This is a genomic window from Tardiphaga sp. 20_F10_N6_6 (genome assembly GCF_052076045.1).
Taxonomy (GTDB): Bacteria; Pseudomonadota; Alphaproteobacteria; order Rhizobiales; family Xanthobacteraceae; genus Tardiphaga; species Tardiphaga robiniae.
Window position 1 is genome coordinate 666,822 of sequence record NZ_CP197239.1, and the last position, 16,980, is coordinate 683,801.

The 16,980-nt window shown below is 60.9% G+C and carries 17 protein-coding genes, 1 pseudogene and 1 riboswitch; of the genes and pseudogenes, 10 read left to right on the forward strand and 8 right to left on the reverse strand.

The window, feature by feature from the left end; translation table 11 throughout:
* Positions 1-87 precede the first annotated feature (87 nt).
* Positions 88-299, forward strand: a riboswitch (cobalamin riboswitch).
* Positions 300-403: 104 nt separating this feature from the next.
* A pseudogene (metE, locus tag AB7813_RS03070) lies at positions 404-2,791 on the forward strand (5-methyltetrahydropteroyltriglutamate--homocysteine S-methyltransferase).
* 46 nt (positions 2,792-2,837) lie between these two features.
* On the opposite strand, the gene AB7813_RS03075 reads toward metE, so the two are convergent.
* Positions 2,838-3,809 carry an ATP-binding protein gene (locus AB7813_RS03075; RefSeq protein WP_441227882.1) on the reverse strand — a complete coding sequence of 324 codons (972 nt, stop codon included), beginning with the start codon at positions 3,807-3,809 and terminating at the stop codon, positions 2,838-2,840.
* Positions 3,810-4,001: 192 nt separating this feature from the next.
* On the opposite strand from AB7813_RS03075, the gene yajC reads away from it, so the two are divergent.
* From yajC to AB7813_RS03100, 5 genes are read left to right on the forward strand one after another with little or no spacing between them, the layout of a single operon-like run.
* Positions 4,002-4,373, forward strand: a complete 372-nt coding sequence (yajC, locus tag AB7813_RS03080) for a preprotein translocase subunit YajC (RefSeq protein WP_093758697.1) — start codon at positions 4,002-4,004, stop codon at positions 4,371-4,373.
* A gap of 44 nt (positions 4,374-4,417) precedes the next feature.
* Positions 4,418-6,016 (forward strand): protein translocase subunit SecD, encoded by a 1,599-nt coding sequence (gene secD / locus AB7813_RS03085; RefSeq protein WP_093758696.1) that lies wholly within the window; start codon positions 4,418-4,420, stop codon positions 6,014-6,016.
* A 31-nt stretch (positions 6,017-6,047) separates the two neighbouring features.
* Complete coding sequence (gene secF, locus AB7813_RS03090; protein WP_170849718.1) at positions 6,048-7,049, forward strand: protein translocase subunit SecF; 1,002 nt, start codon at positions 6,048-6,050, stop codon at positions 7,047-7,049.
* A 1-nt stretch (position 7,050) separates the two neighbouring features.
* Positions 7,051-7,434 (forward strand): Mth938-like domain-containing protein, encoded by a 384-nt coding sequence (locus AB7813_RS03095; protein ID WP_089264470.1) that lies wholly within the window; start codon positions 7,051-7,053, stop codon positions 7,432-7,434.
* Positions 7,431-8,276 carry a phytoene/squalene synthase family protein gene (locus tag AB7813_RS03100; protein ID WP_439083569.1) on the forward strand — a complete coding sequence of 282 codons (846 nt, stop codon included), beginning with the start codon at positions 7,431-7,433 and terminating at the stop codon, positions 8,274-8,276. The genes AB7813_RS03095 and AB7813_RS03100 overlap by 4 nt, the downstream gene beginning before the upstream one ends.
* Here the strand turns inward: AB7813_RS03100 and AB7813_RS03105 are convergent.
* From AB7813_RS03105 to AB7813_RS03115, 3 genes are all read right to left on the reverse strand, one after another.
* Positions 8,268-9,371: a serine/threonine protein kinase gene (locus AB7813_RS03105; RefSeq protein ID WP_089264468.1), complete on the reverse strand. Its 1,104-nt coding sequence runs from the start codon at positions 9,369-9,371 to the stop codon at positions 8,268-8,270. The two genes, AB7813_RS03100 and AB7813_RS03105, sit on opposite strands and share 9 nt — an antisense overlap.
* A 30-nt stretch (positions 9,372-9,401) precedes the next feature.
* A complete protein-coding gene (gene trmFO, locus AB7813_RS03110; RefSeq protein WP_439083568.1) occupies positions 9,402-10,835 on the reverse strand; it encodes a methylenetetrahydrofolate--tRNA-(uracil(54)-C(5))-methyltransferase (FADH(2)-oxidizing) TrmFO in 1,434 nt (477 codons plus the stop codon).
* Between the two features lie 200 nt (positions 10,836-11,035).
* On the reverse strand, positions 11,036-11,188 hold the full coding sequence (locus AB7813_RS03115; RefSeq protein ID WP_081421766.1) for a DUF1127 domain-containing protein: 153 nt from the start codon (positions 11,186-11,188) through the stop codon (positions 11,036-11,038).
* 775 nt (positions 11,189-11,963) lie between these two features.
* Between AB7813_RS03115 and AB7813_RS03120 the strand changes: the two genes are divergently transcribed.
* Positions 11,964-12,194, forward strand: coding sequence for a hypothetical protein (locus tag AB7813_RS03120; protein WP_349768809.1), 231 nt, complete (start codon positions 11,964-11,966; stop codon positions 12,192-12,194).
* A 61-nt stretch (positions 12,195-12,255) separates the two neighbouring features.
* Here the strand turns inward: AB7813_RS03120 and AB7813_RS03125 are convergent, their stop codons facing one another.
* Complete coding sequence (locus AB7813_RS03125; RefSeq protein ID WP_439083566.1) at positions 12,256-13,068, reverse strand: lytic murein transglycosylase; 813 nt, start codon at positions 13,066-13,068, stop codon at positions 12,256-12,258.
* 524 nt (positions 13,069-13,592) lie between these two features.
* On the opposite strand from AB7813_RS03125, the gene AB7813_RS03130 reads away from it, so the two are divergent.
* Together AB7813_RS03130 and AB7813_RS03135 are read left to right on the forward strand one after the other, a co-directional pair.
* Entirely contained in the window at positions 13,593-13,967 is a 375-nt protein-coding gene (locus tag AB7813_RS03130; RefSeq protein WP_089264465.1) for a DUF3597 domain-containing protein, read from the forward strand.
* A 116-nt stretch (positions 13,968-14,083) separates the two neighbouring features.
* A complete protein-coding gene (locus AB7813_RS03135; RefSeq protein ID WP_439083565.1) occupies positions 14,084-14,875 on the forward strand; it encodes a fumarylacetoacetate hydrolase family protein in 792 nt (263 codons plus the stop codon).
* 138 nt (positions 14,876-15,013) lie between these two features.
* Here the strand turns inward: AB7813_RS03135 and AB7813_RS03140 are convergent, their stop codons facing one another.
* Both AB7813_RS03140 and AB7813_RS03145 read right to left on the reverse strand, forming a co-directional pair.
* The gene (locus AB7813_RS03140) at positions 15,014-15,286 is read right to left on the reverse strand and encodes a GNAT family N-acetyltransferase (RefSeq protein WP_309943946.1); all 273 of its coding nucleotides are present in this window, start codon (positions 15,284-15,286) and stop codon (positions 15,014-15,016) included.
* On the reverse strand, positions 15,283-15,567 hold the full coding sequence (locus tag AB7813_RS03145) for a GNAT family N-acetyltransferase (protein WP_120289883.1): 285 nt from the start codon (positions 15,565-15,567) through the stop codon (positions 15,283-15,285). The genes AB7813_RS03140 and AB7813_RS03145 overlap by 4 nt, the downstream gene beginning before the upstream one ends.
* A 283-nt stretch (positions 15,568-15,850) precedes the next feature.
* Between AB7813_RS03145 and AB7813_RS03150 the strand changes: the two genes are divergently transcribed.
* Positions 15,851-16,255, forward strand: coding sequence for an SPW repeat domain-containing protein (locus AB7813_RS03150; protein ID WP_439063812.1), 405 nt, complete (start codon positions 15,851-15,853; stop codon positions 16,253-16,255).
* Positions 16,256-16,322: 67 nt separating this feature from the next.
* On the opposite strand, the gene AB7813_RS03155 is transcribed toward AB7813_RS03150, so the two are convergent.
* Positions 16,323-16,958 carry an HAD-IA family hydrolase gene (locus AB7813_RS03155; RefSeq protein ID WP_089264461.1) on the reverse strand — a complete coding sequence of 212 codons (636 nt, stop codon included), beginning with the start codon at positions 16,956-16,958 and terminating at the stop codon, positions 16,323-16,325.
* Positions 16,959-16,980 lie beyond the last annotated feature (22 nt).

The window sequence follows — 16,980 nt, forward strand, 5'->3', positions numbered from 1 at the left end:
CCCACTCCAGCTCCGGAATCTTCAACGCGCTGCCGCGAGTGGGCAGCTTGCGCACGCAAGCTCGGTTGACTGCCGCGCGATGTTGCCCATATGTGAGGATGTCGTGGTTCTTCGGGAAGATTTGCCCGAAGCTAAGAGGGAAGCCGGTGAGGCGTTAAGCCAAGGCCGGAGCTGCCCCCGCAACTGTAAGCGGTGAGCCGCTGTCCATTAAAGTCACTGAGACCCGCAAAGGTTTTGGGAAGGCCGGACAGCAGCATTGACCCGCGAGCCAGGAGACCTGCCTCGACAACATAAACGTCCTCGGGCGGGGTGTCCCGGTGGTGCGGTTGCGATTCCGCGACTGCCGTCGTGGAATCCAGACGTGTCACTTTGGCCTTTTGCCCCCAATCATTGGGGTTAAGCCATGTCTACTGTGTCAAAGTCTACTTCTTCAAAGTCTTCTGCCAAATCTACGTCCTCCCTTCCTGTTGCTACATTGGGAACGCCACGGATCGGTCCGCGGCGTGAGCTCAAGATGGCGCTGGAAAGCTATTGGTCCGGTGCAATCGACGAGAATGCGCTGATCGATGTCGGCGTCGGGCTGCGTGCCGCAAATTGGGCGCGTCAGAAGTCGCTCGGGATCACGGTCATGCCGTCGAACGACTTCTCCTTCTACGATCAGGTGCTCGATACCAGCGTCATGGTAGGCGCCATTCCCAAAGTCTATGGCTGGAAGGGCGGAGACGTTTCCTTCGCGACCTATTTTGCCATGGCGCGTGGATCACAAGGCGCTGGGCATGACGAGGCCTGCACGCACGGCTCTCATGCGCAAGACACGTCGCAAGGCGTACCAGCACAGGAGATGACCAAGTGGTTTGATACCAACTATCATTTCATGGTGCCTGAGCTGGTGCAGGATCAGACCTTCGGTCTCGCATCGCGCAAGCCGATCAAGGAGTACGAAGAGGCGAGATCGCTCGGCTATCAGACGCGGCCTGTGCTGGTCGGCCCTGTGACCTATCTGAAGCTGGCCAAGAGTGCGGATGCGTCATTCGATCCGCTGACGCTGCTCGATCGATTACTGCCTGTTTATGTCGAGGTGCTCGGGGAATTGGCCGACAGAGGCGCAGAATGGGTGCAACTGGATGAGCCATGTCTGGTGCTCGATCTTGACGCGCCGGCCCGGTAGGCGCTGCAGCGGACCTACGCCGCCTTTGCAGAAGCGGTCCCGCAGCTCAGGATCATGCTGAACACTTACTTTGGCGAACTTAGCGACAACCTCGATCTGGCCCTGTCGCTCCCCGTCGCCGGGCTTCATCTCGATCTGGTTCGGGCACCCGATCAGTTCGACGAAGTCGCTGCGAAGGCGCCGAAGGATCTGGTCCTCTCGCTCGGCGTGATCGATGGACGTAATATCTGGCGGTCCGATCTGTCCAGCCTGCTCGATGGTCTGGAGCCCATGGTCGATCTCCTGGGGAGGGATCGCGTTGAGCTCGCGCCGTCCTGTTCGCTGCTACATGTGCCGATCGATCTCAGCCTTGAGACTGATCTCGATCCGGACGTCAAAAGCTGGCTGGCTTTTTCGATCCAGAAGATGGAAGAGCTGGCCGCACTTGGAGCAGCGCTGGCTGGCAGCCGCGCTGATGTCGCTGCAACGCTTGTCGCGTCGGATGCCGCGGCGGCTGCGCGACTGGCATCGTCGAAGATCCACGATCTTGCGGTCGCCAAACGCGTCGCCTCTGTTGACGCGACAATGCGTCGTCGAGGCAGTGACTTTGCCACGCGCGCTGCCGAACAGCATCGACGCTTCAAACTGCCGGCATTCCCGACAACGACCATCGGCTCGTTTCCGCAGACCGCGGAAGTGAGAAACGCACGCGGAGCCCATGTCAGGGGTACACTCAGCGATGCCGCCTACAAGACGTTCCTGCAGAACCAGACGGCGAGGGCGGTTCGCTGGCAGGAGAATATTGGTCTCGACGTGCTGGTGCATGGCGAGTTCGAGCGCAACGACATGGTGCAGTATTTTGGTGAGCAACTTTCCGGCTTCGCCTTCACCAAGCATGGCTGGGTGCAATCCTATGGCTCCCGCTATGTACGGCCTCCTGTCTTGTTTGGAGACGTGTCCCGGCCGCATCCCATGACCGTCGAATGGTGGCACTATTCGCAGTCGCTCACCGACCGGCCGATGAAGGCAATGCTGACAGGGCCTGTCACAATCCTGAACTGGTCGTTCGTGCGCGATGACATTCCCCGCGAGGTGGCGTGCCGGCAGATCGCGCTCGCGATACGCGATGAGGTGGCTGATCTTGAAAAGGCTGGCGCCGGCATGATCCAGATCGACGAAGCGGCACTGCGCGAAGGGCTTCCGCTGCGCAAATCGGAATGGAAGTCCTATCTCGATTGGGCCGTGGAGAGCTTCCACATCTGTTCGTCGGGCGTGCGTGATGACACGCAGATCCATACGCATATGTGCTACTCGGAGTTCAACGACATCATCGATGCGATCGGTGCCATGGACGCCGACGTGATCTCCATCGAAACGTCACGATCGAAGATGGAGCTGCTCGATGCGTTCAGGACTTACAAGTATCCAAACGAGATAGGTCCCGGGGTCTATGACATCCACTCGCCGCGGGTGCCTGAAACGCGCGACATGGTCGATTTGCTCAAGCTTGCACGGCAGCGGCTGGCGGACTCCCAGCTCTGGATCAATCCCGATTGTGGACTGAAAACCCGCAAATGGGAGGAGGTGCGGCCTGCGCTCGTGAATATGGTCGCGGCGGCACGTGAGTTGCGAAGCCTCGCCTAGGCGAGTCGAATGCCGCCCCGTTGTCATGACGGGGCGGCATTTGCCTTTACTTTGTGGCCAGCTTCACGCCGAGACGGCCGGCGAGCTCCTGCACGAACTGCCAAGCCACGCGACCTGAGCGCGAGCCACGGGTGGTCGACCATTCCAATGCGTCTCGCTCCAGCTCGGCGGCGTCGGTCTTGATGCTGTAATGGCTGCAATAGCCGCGCACCATGTCGAGATATTCGTCCTGGCTGCATTTGTGGAAGCCGAGCCAGAGGCCGAAACGATCTGACAGCGACACCTTTTCCTCGACGGCTTCGCCGGGATTGATCGCGGTCGAGCGTTCGTTCTCGATCATCTCGCGCGCCAGAAGATGGCGGCGGTTCGAGGTCGCATAGAGGATGACGTTGTCCGGCCGGCCTTCGATGCCGCCTTCCAATACGGCTTTCAGCGATTTGTAGGACGCATCGTTGCCGTCGAAAGAAAGGTCGTCGCAGAACACGATGAAATAGAAATCCGAGGCACGGATCTGTTCCATCAGCGCCGGCAGGCTCTCGATGTCCTCGCGATGGATCTCGACCAGCTTGAGGCGGCCGGCGACGGACTTGCTGGCATTGACCGAGGCATGCGCGGCCTTGACCAGCGACGACTTGCCCATGCCGCGCGCGCCCCACAGCAGCGCATTATTGGCCGGCAGGCCGTTGGCGAAACGCCGGGTGTTCTCGATCAGGGTGTCGACCTGCTGATTGATGCCCTGCAGCAAGCCAATATCGACCCGGCTGACTTTGGGGACTGGAGCCAGGCGGCCGTCGGGATGCCATATGAAGGCCTCGGCGCTGGCCAGAGAATCGGCATTGGAGCGCTTCGGCGCCGTGGCAGCCATACCTGCGGCGATGGCTTCGAGGGCGAGCGCGATCCGCTCCTCCAGCGGGGGGGCGGCGGCTGGTCGCGGACGTTTTGCCGCGGTCTTCGTCGTGCGGGTCGCGGGAGCCTTTTTGGCAGGGTGGCGGCTTGTTTTATTGGGCTTTTTTGACATTTTTGACTTTCCTCGGCGCGCACCCATATCGAGCCCGGAACACATCCGCAAGCGGTACAAATCGCAGACAAATCAGAGGGTTTACCGGCGTTGCAATTGGGACGCCGGCCGCTATAGTCCGCGCGAATTTACCCAAACCGGCCGAACGCCGACGCGTCGCCGGTTATTCCCCAGCGTTCACGAGGACTTCCGATGTTCATTACCCCTGCGTTTGCCCAGGCTGCAGCCGGCGGCGACACCAACAGCATGCTGATGTCGCTGCTGCCTTTCGCTCTGATCTTCGTGATCATGTATTTCCTGATTCTGCGTCCGCAGCAGAAGAAGGTGAAGGACCACGCCGAGATGGTGAAGAACATCCGCCGCGGCGACACCATCGTCACCTCGGGCGGTCTCGTCGGCAAGGTTACCAAGGTGGTCGACGACGAGCAGGTCGAATTCGAACTCGCCGAAGGCGTTCGCGTACGTCAGCTCCGCACGATGATCTCGGGCGTGCGCACCAAGGGTGAGCCCGCCAAGGAGAAGGCGGACAAGGCTGATGCCAAGGACGACGCGGCCGCGAGCTGATGCGTTTGCGCGTCGCCATTTCAAGAATCTGACGGATCATCTCGATGTTGTATTTCACGCGGTGGAAGGCGCTGGCGGTCATTCTGACGGCGCTCGTGGTCTGCCTGTGCGCGGTTCCGAATTTCTTCCCCGAAGCCACCGTGAAAACCTGGCCGAAATGGGCACAGCGCCATCTGGTGCTGGGTCTCGACCTGCAGGGTGGCTCGCACATCCTGCTCGAAGTCGATGCCAATTCGGTCAAGAAGGACAAGCTCGATCAGGTGCGCGACGACGTTCGCCGTACGCTGCGTGATGCCAAGATCGTCTATACCGGCCTTGGCGTTCGCGGCGACAATGTCGAAGTCCGTATCACCAAGGACACCGAGTATCAGACCGCGCTCACCAAGCTGCGTGAACTGTCACAGCCGCTCGGCGGCCTGATGGGGCAGAGCGGCCAGCGCAGCCTCGAAGTCTCGGACGCAGGCAATGGCCTGATCCGTCTCTCGGTGCCGCCGGCAGCGATCAATGACCGCATCCGCCAGTCGGTCGAGCAATCGATCCAGATCGTCGAGCGCCGCGTCAACGAACTTGGCACCGTTGAACCGCTGATCCAGCGTCAGGGTCTCGATCGCATCCTAGTGCAGGTGCCGGGCCTACAGGACCCGACCCGCCTCAAGGAACTGCTTGGCAAGACCGCGAAGCTCGACTTCCGCATGGTCGACACCTCGCTCCCGGCCGAGCAGGCACAAGGCAGGGTGCCGCCCGACTCCGAACTCCTGATGAGCTCGCAGTCTCCGAAGACGCCGTATCTCGTGAAGAAGGAAGTGCTGGTCTCGGGCGCTGACCTGACTGACGCGCAGCCGGGCTTCGATCAGCGCACCAACGAGCCGATCGTCTCGTTCCGTTTCAACACGTCCGGTGCGCGCAAGTTTGCCGATGCCACGGTGAAGAACGTCAATCTGCCCTTCGCCATTGTGCTGGATAACGAAGTGGTCTCCGCCCCGGTCATTCGCGAGCCGATCACCGGCGGCTCCGGCCAGATCTCCGGCAGCTTCACGGTGCAGGGCGCCAATGATCTCGCGATCCTGCTGCGTGCCGGCGCGCTGCCTGCGCCGCTCAGCATCATCGAGGAGCGTACTGTTGGCCCCGGCCTCGGCGCCGACTCGATCGCGAAGGGCGAACTCGCCGCCTATGTCGGCTCCATCCTCGTCATCGTCTTCATGCTGCTGACCTACCGCCTGTTCGGCCTGTTCGCCAATATCGCGGTGACCATCAACGTTCTGATGATTTTCGGTATCCTGTCGCTGCTCAACGCCACGCTGACGCTGCCCGGCATCGCTGGCATCGTGCTGACGGTCGGCATCGCCGTGGACTCGAACGTGCTGATCTATGAGCGCATCCGCGAGGAGTTGCGCGCCGGCCGCACCGCCATTTCGGCGATCGATGCCGGCTTCAAGCGCGCGCTGGCGACCATTCTGGATTCCAACATCACGACCTTCATCGCCGCTGCGGTGCTGTTTTACATCGGCACCGGACCGGTCCGCGGCTTCGCCGTGACCTTTGGCATTGGCATCATCACAACGGTTTTCACGGCCTTCACCGTGACCCGTCTGATCGTCGCCGGCTGGGTCAGGTGGAAGCGGCCGACCAGCGTGCCGATTTGAGTTTACGGAGCAGATTTTGACAACGACACAAATGGTTCTGGCAGGTCTGGGCGCGCTGATCGTCATTCTGTCGATCGTGGCGATCTTCGATCTGTTGCCGTCGCTCCGCATCGTCCCCGACGATACGAAGTTCGATTTCACGCGCTTCCGCCGCATCTCGTTCCCGATCTCAGCGCTGCTGTCGATCCTCGCCATCGTGCTGTTCTTCACGCACGGACTGAATTTCGGCATCGACTTCAAGGGGGGCACGCTGCTCGAAGTCCAGGCCAAATCCGGTACGGCCGATATCAGCGCGATGCGCTCGACGCTCGCCGCCCTGCAACTCGGCGACGTGCAGCTGCAGCAGTTCGGCGGCGCGGCCGACGTGCTGATCCGTCTGGCCGAACAGCCGGGTGGCGATGCCGCGCAGCAGGCTGCCGTTCAGAAGGTTCGTGCAGCCCTCGGTGACAGCGTCGAATATCGCCGTGTCGAAGTGGTGGGTCCGCGCGTCTCCGGCGAATTGCTGGCTTATGGCATGCTCGGCCTGATTGTCGCGATCATGGGCATCCTGATCTATCTCTGGTTCCGCTTCGAATGGCAGTTCGCCTTGGGCGCCATGATCGCCAACGTCCACGATATCGTGCTGACCATCGGCTTTATGTCGATCACGCAGGTCGACTTCGATCTCACCAGTATTGCGGCGCTGCTGACCATTCTCGGTTATTCGCTGAATGACACCGTGGTCATCTACGATCGTATTCGCGAGATTTTGCGTCGCTACAAGAAAATGCCGATGCCGGAGCTGCTGAACGAGTCGATCAATTCGACCCTGTCGCGTTCGATCATCACCCACGTCACCGTGACGCTGGCGCTGCTGGCGCTCTACGCGTTTGGCGGCCAGGCGATCCACTCCTTCACCGCCGTCATGATCTTCGGCGTCGTGCTGGTCGGCACCTACACCTCGATCTTCATCGCTGCGCCGCTGCTGATCTATCTCGGCGTCGGCGAACACCGCGAAGACGCCGACAAGCCGGCCGCGAAGCCGAAGCCCTGAGATGCCGGTCGATCCCGAAGCGCCGCACCTTCCGCGCTCGGCCGCCATCGAAGCCTACGGAAAGGGCGGCTTCCACTTCGACACCATGTCGCATCAGGGCTCGCTGCTGTGTCTGCCCGATGCGGTCTGGGCGTGGTCGGTGACCAAGGCCAGTGACATCGACCGCCATTCGCTGCGGCGCGTGTTCGAAGGCGCAGCGGGCATCGACACGCTGATCATCGGCACCGGCAATGAGGTCTGGATCGTCCCGAACGATCTTCGCAACGCCTTGCGCAATCTGCATGTAGTGATCGACGCGATGCAGACCGGTCCTGCGATCCGCACCTATAATGTCATGTTGGGCGAGCGCCGCCGCGTTGCCGCCGCGCTGATCGCGGTGCCATGAGTGGTGCTGATGAGAGCTCCGCGGCTTTCTGCGCGGAGTTGGTGCGCAGCCACGACTTTGACCGCTATGCGGCGACCTTGTTCGTGCCTGCCGACAAGCGCCGTTCGCTGCTGGCGCTCTATGCGTTCAATACGGAAATTACCCGCGTCCGCGAGCTCGTGAAACAACCGTTGCCCGGCGAGATCCGGCTGCAATGGTGGACCGACATGCTGGCCGGCGCAGGTCATGGCGATGTCGAACAGAACCCCGTTGCTGCCGAATTACTGCTAGCGATCCGCGCGCATGATCTTTCCATCGACAGGCTGTCCAAGCTGATCGATGTGCACATCTTCGATCTCTACAACGACCCGATGCCGGATCTCGCGCTGCTCGAGAGCCACTTTCGCGATACGCTCGGGACTTTGCTGTTCTCATCGGCAAAGATCCTCGGCGACGGGTCCGAGGCCAGCGCTCATGTCGCCGAGCATGCCGGGCTGGCCCAAGGCGTCGCGCGGATCATTGCGCGTCTGCCCTATGACACGATGCGGCGGCAATTGTTCGTTCCCCAGGATATGCTTCTGCAGAACGGCAGCAGCGCCGATCAGATGTTTGCCGGCAAGATGACGCCGGGCATCCGTGCAACGCTGGATCGGCTGATATCAGGCGCACAGGAGCAACTCGCGACAGCGCAGGGAATGCTCGCCGATGTGTCGCCGGCTGCGCGTACAGCGTTCCTGCCCATGGCGCTGGTGATGCACGATCTGGCGCAAATGGCCCGAGCGGATCACGATCCGTTCGAACTCCACCTCAGATCGCGCTTGCGGACCCTCTGGACGCTGTGGCGCGCCTCGCGCTCAGTGTGACGTCAGCTTCTGGTCTGTCGTCTCGAAATTGAAACGGTCGCGCAGGTTCTTCCGCGACTCCAGAATGCCCTTCAGGAATGCGCGGTCGGCGTCGCTGGTCATCAGCGGCTCCAGCAGATCGACTTGGTTCATCGCGACGAGCTGCAGTACCTCGGTGCGAATGCGGCCTGAGGCGTCGCGGGGCAGGGCTGCGACGACCTGCAGATGCTCCGGCGGCTTCGCGCCCTTGGCGGCGGCTAACTCACCCTGCAGCTTCGTTTCCAGCGCGACGTCATCGGCTTCCACGAATGCATAGAGCCCGACGCCGGTGCGCCGGTCGGCAAAGGCGACGATCGACGCGTCGCGCACCGCCGGGTTCTGTTTGATGATCTCGAGCAGAGGGGGGGCGTCGTTGACCAGACGCTTGCCGCCGCCCTCGCGGTCCGTGAAGTTGAAGATGCCGCGGGTGATGGCGCGATAGACCTTCTTGCCGGTCATCAGCCAGATCCGCGCCGGCAGCGACTTCTTCGACAGGATCGCCTTTTCCTTCGGCGTCAGCAGTTCTGGCGCGTAAGTGCGCTTGTGCTTCAGGAGGTGACGCAGGTCTTCATAGGCGGCGATACGAAACAGCTGGCTGCGAGACTTGAAACAGACCGCGAGCTGGAAGTCGGTGACGTAGGCGAGGCCATCGCTGCCGCGCAGCCAGTTCTGTTCCTTGGCGAGATCGTTATGGCACACGCCCATGCGATGCAGCTTGCGCAGCGCCAGCTTCGCGGATTTGAAATAGCGCGCATCGTGATGCGGCTTGGCGAGATGCAGTGCGACGCCGTCGATGAAGCCGCGCACCAGCGCGCGGTCGCCGGCCCAGAGCAATTCAGGCCCGACGCGCAGATCGCGCGCCAGCGTCAGTGCGCGGCGTTCTCGCGTGAACAGATGCAGCGCCAGCAGATATGACCACCACGGCACCTGGTCGAGCCGGCGCAGCACCGCATCGACTTCGCCCGATGACGTACGATAGCGGCCGCGCTCGACGGTCGAGAACACGTCGCGTTTCAGCAACACGCCTTCGGTCCAGGTCTTGGACAGCGCAGCGGCGTCCTGTGGCGGCAAACTCATCGAACAATCCTGAAATTCAAATCGCCGGCGTCATGCCGCGGCTGCAACGGGCAGGCTGGCGGCAATCCAGTCATCCATGTCGGCCAGCGCCCGCACGCTCATCGCCTGCTTCTTGGCAACGGTCTTCTCATTGCCGCGCAGCCGCGAGCCGTCGGGCTTCTTGGTAGGCGCCTGAGCCAGCGGCGGGAACAGGCCGAAATTGATGTTCATCGGCTGGAAAGAGCGCGGTCCTGCATCGATGGTTTCGATATGGCCGCCGGTGATGTGGCCGAGCAACGAGCCCAGGGCTGTCGTCATGGGCGGGGGCGCCAGCGACTGGCGCTTGGCATCGGCCGCGGCATAGAGGCCGGCGATTAGGCCGACGCTGGCGGACTCCACATAGCCTTCGCAGCCGGTCATCTGGCCGGCGAAACGCAGGCGCGGTTGCGCCTTCAGGCGGAGTTGCTCGTCGAGCAGCTTTGGCGAATTCAGGAAGGTGTTGCGATGCAGGCCGCCAAGCCGTGCGAATTCGGCATTCTGCAGGCCGGGGATCATGCGCAGCGCCTGCTGCTGCGGGCCGTATTTCAGCTTCGTCTGGAAGCCGACGATGTTGTAGAGCGTGCCGAGCTTGTTGTCCTGGCGCAGCTGCACGATGGCATAGGGCTTCACGAGGGGATCGCGTGGGTTGGTGAGACCGACCGGCTTCATCGGGCCGTGACGCAGCGTCTCGCGGCCGCGCTCGGCCATCACTTCGATGGGCAGGCAGCCGTCGAAATAGGGCGTGTTGGTTTCCCATTCCTTGAAGTCGGTCTTTTCGCCCGCCAGCAGCGCATCGATGAAGGCATCATATTGCTCATGGGTCATCGGGCAGTTGATGTAGTCGGCGCCGGTGCCGCCGGGCCCGACCTTGTCGTAGCGCGACTGGAACCAGGCGATCTCCATGTCGATCGAGTCTTTATGAACGATCGGTGCGATGGCATCGAAGAAGGCCAGCGCGTTCTCGTCGGTCAGCCCACGGATGCCGTCCGCGAGCGCTGCCGAGGTCAGCGGCCCTGTCGCGACGATGACATTGCGCCAGTCGGAAGGCGGCAAGCCGGCGACTTCGGCGCGGTCGATGGTGATGAGAGGGTGATCATTCAGCGCCTTGGTCACGGCATCGGAGAATCCGTCGCGGTCGACGGCCAGTGCGCCACCGGCGGGCACCTGGTTGGCATCGGCGCAGCGCATGATCAGCGAGCCCAGCTTGCGCATCTCGGCGTGGAGCAGGCCGACCGCGTTATTGAGCGCATCGTCAGAACGGAAGGAATTGGAGCAGACCAGTTCGGCGAGGCCATCGGTGCGATGGGCGTCGGTCATCTGGTGCGGCCGCATCTCGTGCAAGATCACGGGAATGCCGGCATTGGCGACCTGCCAGGCGGCTTCCGAGCCGGCAAGGCCCGCGCCGATCACATGGACGCAGTCGTCTGGGTTTGGGGCTGTTGTCATGGCCCCGCATGTAGCGCGTTTCGGCGCGAAGTGGAATTCGCTTCGCGGAAATTCGGCCGGTTAGCCGAAGCTTTGAAGACGCTTTGGTTCGAACGCGTCTGGCTCCGAAGACGGTGTCTTCAGGGAACCACGATTGCGCCCGCGCGAGGCGGGCGCAATCCGTGAAACGTCAGGCAGGACAGATAGAACGTCCTGACGGATCAGCCGTTATAGGCGCCAGAAGCAACGCGCGGAATGTCCGACCGGTCGAGACCGATGTCGGAAAGCTCGCGATCGCTGAGCTGGGAGAGTTCGGCAACGTTGCGCTGATAGTCGCGGAACGCCTGGATCATGCGGATGAATGAAAGCAGCATTTGAGTTCTCCTTCGTTAAGCGATTCATCTCTTGCGAGGTGCTTCGCTGTTGAAGTGAATATAGGTGACAATATCGCAGTGCAGCAGTCGAGATGTTGCGATGCAGCTAGTCAAGGACCGCATAGCTCACGCAAGGAATGATTAACCTCTCGGCGCTCGGAGGTGATTTTGCGGGCACAGTGCGTATTGAGGCACCTTTAGAGATGATCATAGCTGTTAATTAGTCAGTTAAATCATGCGTTTGGAGGTGTTCCAAAGCTCAGCCGGATGCCGCCGGCTGAACCGGCGCGATAAAGCCTTTCTGACCTCAATCAGCCAGCCCACTCGGCGGTTCCTCGTAAGTTCCTGTCTGGCGTCGCTATGCGTGATTCGCATACGAGTATTAGGAGTGAACAATAAATCATCCTTACGTGAGGGTTGCGGGGCAACTTTTCTCTAAACTGCATGCGTGAAGGCAAATACATATGCAACTCGATGTCCTGCGCGAAACGCGGTTGCTGCTGGCCTCCAGAAGCACATCAAAAGGCCGATGCCGCGACGTCAGTGAAATCGCGCGAATTACATTTGTGTAAGTTTGTTGCTCGTGATGTCTGAAGCGCCAAAAAGTTGAGTGTTCTTGGTGGCGATCACAACCGGCTCACATTCAATTCACCGCGGCTGTTATTTCCTGGATCGCAGCGGGACGTATCAATTCCTTCTACAGAATCCGGCAATGGCGTCGGTTCTGTTGCGAAGGACAAATAAGATGATCACAAGATTACTGGGAGTGGCCGCCATGGCTGCTGTTGTGTTCGCTGCGGTGCCGGCTTCGGCTGCACGTATGGAAGGCTGCAGCGGCAGCAACCTGCTGAAAACCGAAACCGCCGTCGAGGCGATGCCGGACGGCGATGCGAAGTGGGTTGCGTTCAAGGAAATGACGGACGCACAGACCGCGTTGCTCGACAACAAGATGGGCGTGTGTGCTGTCCATCTGACCAGGGCAATGCATGTTGGCATGACGAAGTAAGAGATCACGTGAGGGGCCGCTTGCTGAGGAGCGGACGGCCCTTCCATCATCCCATGCGAGCTTATGGTTCTTTGGCGAGTTGACTGGCGAAAGTGGCGATGGTCTTTGAATAGACCTCGCTCTTGTTCCACTGCTGAATGACCGCGAAGTTTGCGGTGCCGGGCGCAAAATCCTGATCGCGTTTCCAGCCATAGCTGGCGAGGTAGTTTGCCGTTGAGGCCAGCACGTCGGGCGTGCTGCGCAGCAGGTCGCGATGGCCATTGCCGTCGAAGTCGACAGCGAATTTCAGGTAGGACGATGGCATGAATTGCGTCTGGCCGATTTCGCCGGCCCAGGCGCCATGCATCTCGGCAGGCGCGAGGTCGCCGCGGTCGACGATGCGCAGGGCATCGAGCAATTCACCGCGAAACATCTCGGCGCGTCGACAATCATATGCGAGCGACGCGATGGCGCGGATGGTAGGGAATTTGCCGACGTTCACGCCATAGTCGGTCTCCAATCCCCAGATCGCCACCAGCACCGGACCGGGCACGCCATATTGCTGTTCAATGCGCCCGAGCACCGAGCCGTAACGCTTCAGCATGTCGCTGCCGCGACGCAGCCTTGGCGGCACCATGCGCCCGGAAAATTCCTCGAAGCTTTGTTTGAAGACCTGCTGGCCGCGATCGCGCGACAGCACGCTGTTGTCGAGGGTGACGCCGGTCAATGCTGCATCGACGGTCTTCTGCGAAATGCCCTTGCCGACCGCTTCCGTCTTGAAGGCGGCGAGCCAACCATCGAAACTGCCTGTGCCGCAGGAAGGCGCAGCAACGGCCGGCGCTAGCGGCGAGATCAGGACTGTACCAAGCAGAAACGTACAAAGCAGGGCGCGCATGGTCTCAAGGCTCTCATCCGATCGTGAAATAATGTCGCGACGATATTGCGCGATGAGCCTTCCGGTGAACCACGGCCAAAACAAGGCTTGCGCAGTGATATCAGAGCAGCATGACGGCCTCTCGCGCAATTCTGCGAGAGGCCGTCATTGGGCGAGATCAGCGGTCCACGTTATTCGTCGCTGCGCCATTGACGATGATGAGCGGCCAGCCTTGCGGCGTGGTCAGCACCTGACGCCGTGGCTCACGCTTCGGTGAAAATGTCGTCCGACATTCACAGCGCTGCAATGCAGCGGCCGGGCTTTCGCCTCAATTCAGTCGGACCTTGCTACCGACGTCAAACGGTCTGTCGACGACTTTGCCAACTGGCTTGGGCAGTTGGCTTGGAACGACTCTTCCCCGCAGTCTATCGCGTCGCATTGGCAAGCGAGTGGTGGGCGGATACAAGTATGAACCGGCTGGTGCTGCCGGAACCAAGCACGGCACGAATTCTTCAATCTGTCACGAAAGCTATTGGGAGCGACATATGAGCATTTTCGGAAAGATCATGGGCGCGATTTTCGGCACCAGCGCCAGTGCAGCATCCCCTGATGCCGCGCCGGCCGCCGGCGGTTCGGCTCCCGCAGGCGCCGCGCCGATGGACAGTGTTGACGTTGCTGCGATCCTCGACAAGGCCGTGGCGGCCAAGGGCGAGAAGCTGGAATGGAAGACCTCGATCGTCGACCTGATGAAGGCGCTCGACATCGACTCCAGCCTGTCGGCTCGCAAGGATCTCGCCAAGGAGCTCGGTTACACCGGCGACACCAGCGATTCCGCCAGCATGAACATCTGGCTGCACAAGCAGATGATGACCAAGCTCGCCGCCAATGGTGGCAAGCTGCCGGCCGACATCAAGCACTAAACTTTCCGTTTGGGACGGAGTTGAAGGCCCGCGCTCGCGCGGGCCTTTTTGCTGTGGTATACCAGCACGCATAAATACAAGACCAGAAAACAACAAAACATACGAGGAGAAACGCCATGGACCCCATCAACCGCAGAACGATTCTGACCACCGGTGCCGTTGCCCTGGCTGGCAGCGCATTGGCGGGCGAGGCCGCGCAGGCGCAGGCCGGTCCCAAGGGCATATTCTCGGTCGCGACGGTGACGATTCCCATCGTCGGCGAGACCGACGTGTTTCCGGTGCGCCGCATCTATTGTATCGGCCGCAACTACGCGGCGCATTCCCGCGAGATGGGATCGGACCCGACGCGCGAGCCGCCGTTCTTCTTCCAGAAGCCAACCGACGCGATCCAGAACGTCAAGATCGGCGAGGTCGCCGATCACCCGTATCCGTCGCTCACCAAGAACTATCATTACGAGGTCGAACTCGTCGCCGCGCTGAAATCCGGCGGCACCAATATCCCCGTCGATAAGGCGCTCGATCACGTCTATGGCTATGCTGTTGGACTCGACATGACACGCCGCGACCTGCAGCGCGCCATGGGCGACGAGAAGAAGCCATGGGAGATCGGCAAGAGTTTTGACCACGCCGCAGTCATCGGCCCGATCCATCCGGTCGCCAAGACCGGGCACATGGCCAAGGGTCCGATCTCGCTCGCCGTGAATGGCACGGTGAAGCAGACCTCCGACCTCGACAAGATGATCTGGAGTGTCGCCGAGCAGATATCGAAACTCTCGGACGCCTTCGAGCTGAAGGCCGGCGACATCATTTATTCCGGCACACCGGAAAATGTCGGCCCTGTCGTGAAAGGCGACGTGCTGCTTTGCAAGATCCAGGGCTTGCCGGACATGTCGATCAAGGTCGTTTGAGTTCGCAATCCATTCGTCATTCCGGGATGTGCGCAAGTCGGCGACGCCGACTAAGCACAGACCCGGAATCCCGATGTAAGGAAGACTCAAAACACTTCGAGATTCCGGGGGCGCGCCCCCGGAAAGACGTGTGTGTAGCTAGCCGACCAGGTCCGCATAGTCCGCATGCTGGCGCAGATAATCCACCACGAACGAACAACCCGCCACGACCTTTAGCCCATCCGCACGGATCAATCCGAGCGCGCCCTTGACCAGTTCTGACGCGATGCCGCGGCCGCGCAGGGCAGGCGGCGTTTCGGTGTGCGTGATGATGACGCGATCGCCAGCACGGCGATAATTCGCAAAGGCGACGGAGTCGCCGACATCCAGCTCGAAGCGATTGAGCGCCTTGTTGTCGCGAACGCCGGTCATGCCGCGTCTTTCAGCAAATCCTGATAGTCCGCATGTTTCGCGATATATGCCGCGATGAAGGGGCACTGCGCCACGACCTTCAATCCCTGTGCGCGGACGGCATCGAGCGCGCCGCGGGCAAGCTGTGAGCCGATACCTCTGCCGCCCAATTCCTGCGGCACGACAGTGTGGACGAAGGTGATGGTATCGGACGTCCGGGTATATTCGGAAAAAGCGATATGGCCGTCGACGGCAAGTTCGAAACGGTGAAGCGAAGTATTGTTATAGACCGCGTTGCTCATTCTCATTCCATTCACAGGTGTCCGGGAGAAGGTAGCAGTCATTTCTAAACGGGTGCAATGCAGCCGCCGCATGCTTCATCTGATAGGGAAATCCATGTCGTCGCGCAGGGCTCTTTGCCGTTCTGCGCGCTGTGAAAAATGGCTTTGGCGTGGCCTTGCAAAGGCAAAGCGGGTTCCTACGTCAATTGTAGACATACGCCCCGAAGCGGCCGGATCGGTCGTTTGACAGTTGGAGTGTCATGCCAACGGCCGCTGACGTATGCCTCTTTTGGAGGAGGTCACGATGTCAGACTCTCGGTTTCTCGGTACGCATCGCACGTGGGAAGACTGGTTTGGCATGGCGCTTGGCGTTCTGATTGCGCTCTCGCCCTGGTTTCCTACGCAGAACGGTCATCAATATACCGGGGGGACCCCCAGCGCCATAATCATTAACACGGTGGCGGTTGGCGTCCTGGTATTTGGCCTTGCGCAGCTTGAGTATGTCGCGCTGCAACGCTGGGAGGAGGTGGCCGCGATCATTCTCGGTCTGTGGCTGATCGCCTCGCCACTTTTCCTCGGTTATTCGGGTGATGGCATGCTCAGATTCATCCATACCTGCCTCGGCGGTCTCGTGGTGCTGCTGGCAGCACTGCAGTTGTGGCAGGACTGGGATTTGAGTGATGGGGAAATGGCCCAGCACGGGCAGTGACAACAAGCGATCAGGCCCGCCGGTCTTGTCGTGAGGCCGGCGGGTTTCGTCTGTCTTTGGCCGGCCGTTAGCGTCCTGGCACAGCCAGCGTCGCGATGACTTCGTCGATCCGGGAAAACACATAATTCGGCGTGCGCGCTTTCAGGGCCGCTCCGCTGGTATAGCCCCACGTCACCGCGCCGAAATCGATTCCGGCCTCGCGTGCAGCGTCGATATCGCGGATCTCGTCGCCGATGCTGATCGTGTCATCGACAGAGATGCCGGTGAGCTCAAGGATACGCTGAAATTTCGCCGTCTTGCCGAACAAGCCGGCGCCGCATGCGAAATAGGCGACGTGCTGATCGAGATCGCCGAGCACGTGTCGGACATTGTCCTCGCTATCGGAGCTGACGATCGCAATCGTCATGCCACGCGCCTTCAATTCACAGAACATGCGGTCGACGCCTGGAAACAGCGAAATGCGGTCGATCTGCTGCGCCTTGCGCTTGCGCATGTCGCGCGCAATCAACGGGATCCGCCATTTGGCGACACCGAGCAGCCGGATCAGCTCACCGGCGCCGACGCTCCGCAGCTCGTCGATGCGGTCGCGTTCGACGCGCTGAAACTTGTGCTTGTCGGCGACGGAATTGATGACGCTGAGGAACCACGAAAAGCTGTCGGACAGCGTGCCGTCGAAATCGAAAATGGCGAGCTTATAGGGCATGGCTGGCGGGCGGGGAGGTGGC

What these genes read in the sequence shown, in the direction of transcription:
- AB7813_RS03120 (WP_349768809.1), top strand. Translation starts at nt 11,964, where the DNA reads ATGGCTGCTGTTGTGTTCGCTGCGGTGCCGGCTTCGGCTGCACGTATG.
- AB7813_RS03155 (WP_089264461.1), bottom strand. Translation starts at nt 16,958, where the DNA reads ATGCCCTATAAGCTCGCCATTTTCGATTTCGACGGCACGCTGTCCGAC.
- AB7813_RS03095 (WP_089264470.1), top strand. Translation starts at nt 7,051, where the DNA reads ATGCCGGTCGATCCCGAAGCGCCGCACCTTCCGCGCTCGGCCGCCATC.
- AB7813_RS03140 (WP_309943946.1), bottom strand. Translation starts at nt 15,286, where the DNA reads ATGACCGGCGTTCGCGACAACAAGGCGCTCAATCGCTTCGAGCTGGAT.
- AB7813_RS03075 (WP_441227882.1), bottom strand. Translation starts at nt 3,809, where the DNA reads ATGTCAAAAAAGCCCAATAAAACAAGCCGCCACCCTGCCAAAAAGGCT.
- secF (WP_170849718.1), top strand. Translation starts at nt 6,048, where the DNA reads ATGGTTCTGGCAGGTCTGGGCGCGCTGATCGTCATTCTGTCGATCGTG.
- secD (WP_093758696.1), top strand. Translation starts at nt 4,418, where the DNA reads ATGTTGTATTTCACGCGGTGGAAGGCGCTGGCGGTCATTCTGACGGCG.
- AB7813_RS03135 (WP_439083565.1), top strand. Translation starts at nt 14,084, where the DNA reads ATGGACCCCATCAACCGCAGAACGATTCTGACCACCGGTGCCGTTGCC.
- AB7813_RS03100 (WP_439083569.1), top strand. Translation starts at nt 7,431, where the DNA reads ATGAGTGGTGCTGATGAGAGCTCCGCGGCTTTCTGCGCGGAGTTGGTG.
- AB7813_RS03115 (WP_081421766.1), bottom strand. Translation starts at nt 11,188, where the DNA reads ATGCTGCTTTCATTCATCCGCATGATCCAGGCGTTCCGCGACTATCAG.
- AB7813_RS03150 (WP_439063812.1), top strand. Translation starts at nt 15,851, where the DNA reads ATGTCAGACTCTCGGTTTCTCGGTACGCATCGCACGTGGGAAGACTGG.
- AB7813_RS03145 (WP_120289883.1), bottom strand. Translation starts at nt 15,567, where the DNA reads ATGAGCAACGCGGTCTATAACAATACTTCGCTTCACCGTTTCGAACTT.
- AB7813_RS03105 (WP_089264468.1), bottom strand. Translation starts at nt 9,371, where the DNA reads ATGAGTTTGCCGCCACAGGACGCCGCTGCGCTGTCCAAGACCTGGACC.
- AB7813_RS03130 (WP_089264465.1), top strand. Translation starts at nt 13,593, where the DNA reads ATGAGCATTTTCGGAAAGATCATGGGCGCGATTTTCGGCACCAGCGCC.
- trmFO (WP_439083568.1), bottom strand. Translation starts at nt 10,835, where the DNA reads ATGACAACAGCCCCAAACCCAGACGACTGCGTCCATGTGATCGGCGCG.
- yajC (WP_093758697.1), top strand. Translation starts at nt 4,002, where the DNA reads ATGTTCATTACCCCTGCGTTTGCCCAGGCTGCAGCCGGCGGCGACACC.
- AB7813_RS03125 (WP_439083566.1), bottom strand. Translation starts at nt 13,068, where the DNA reads ATGCGCGCCCTGCTTTGTACGTTTCTGCTTGGTACAGTCCTGATCTCG.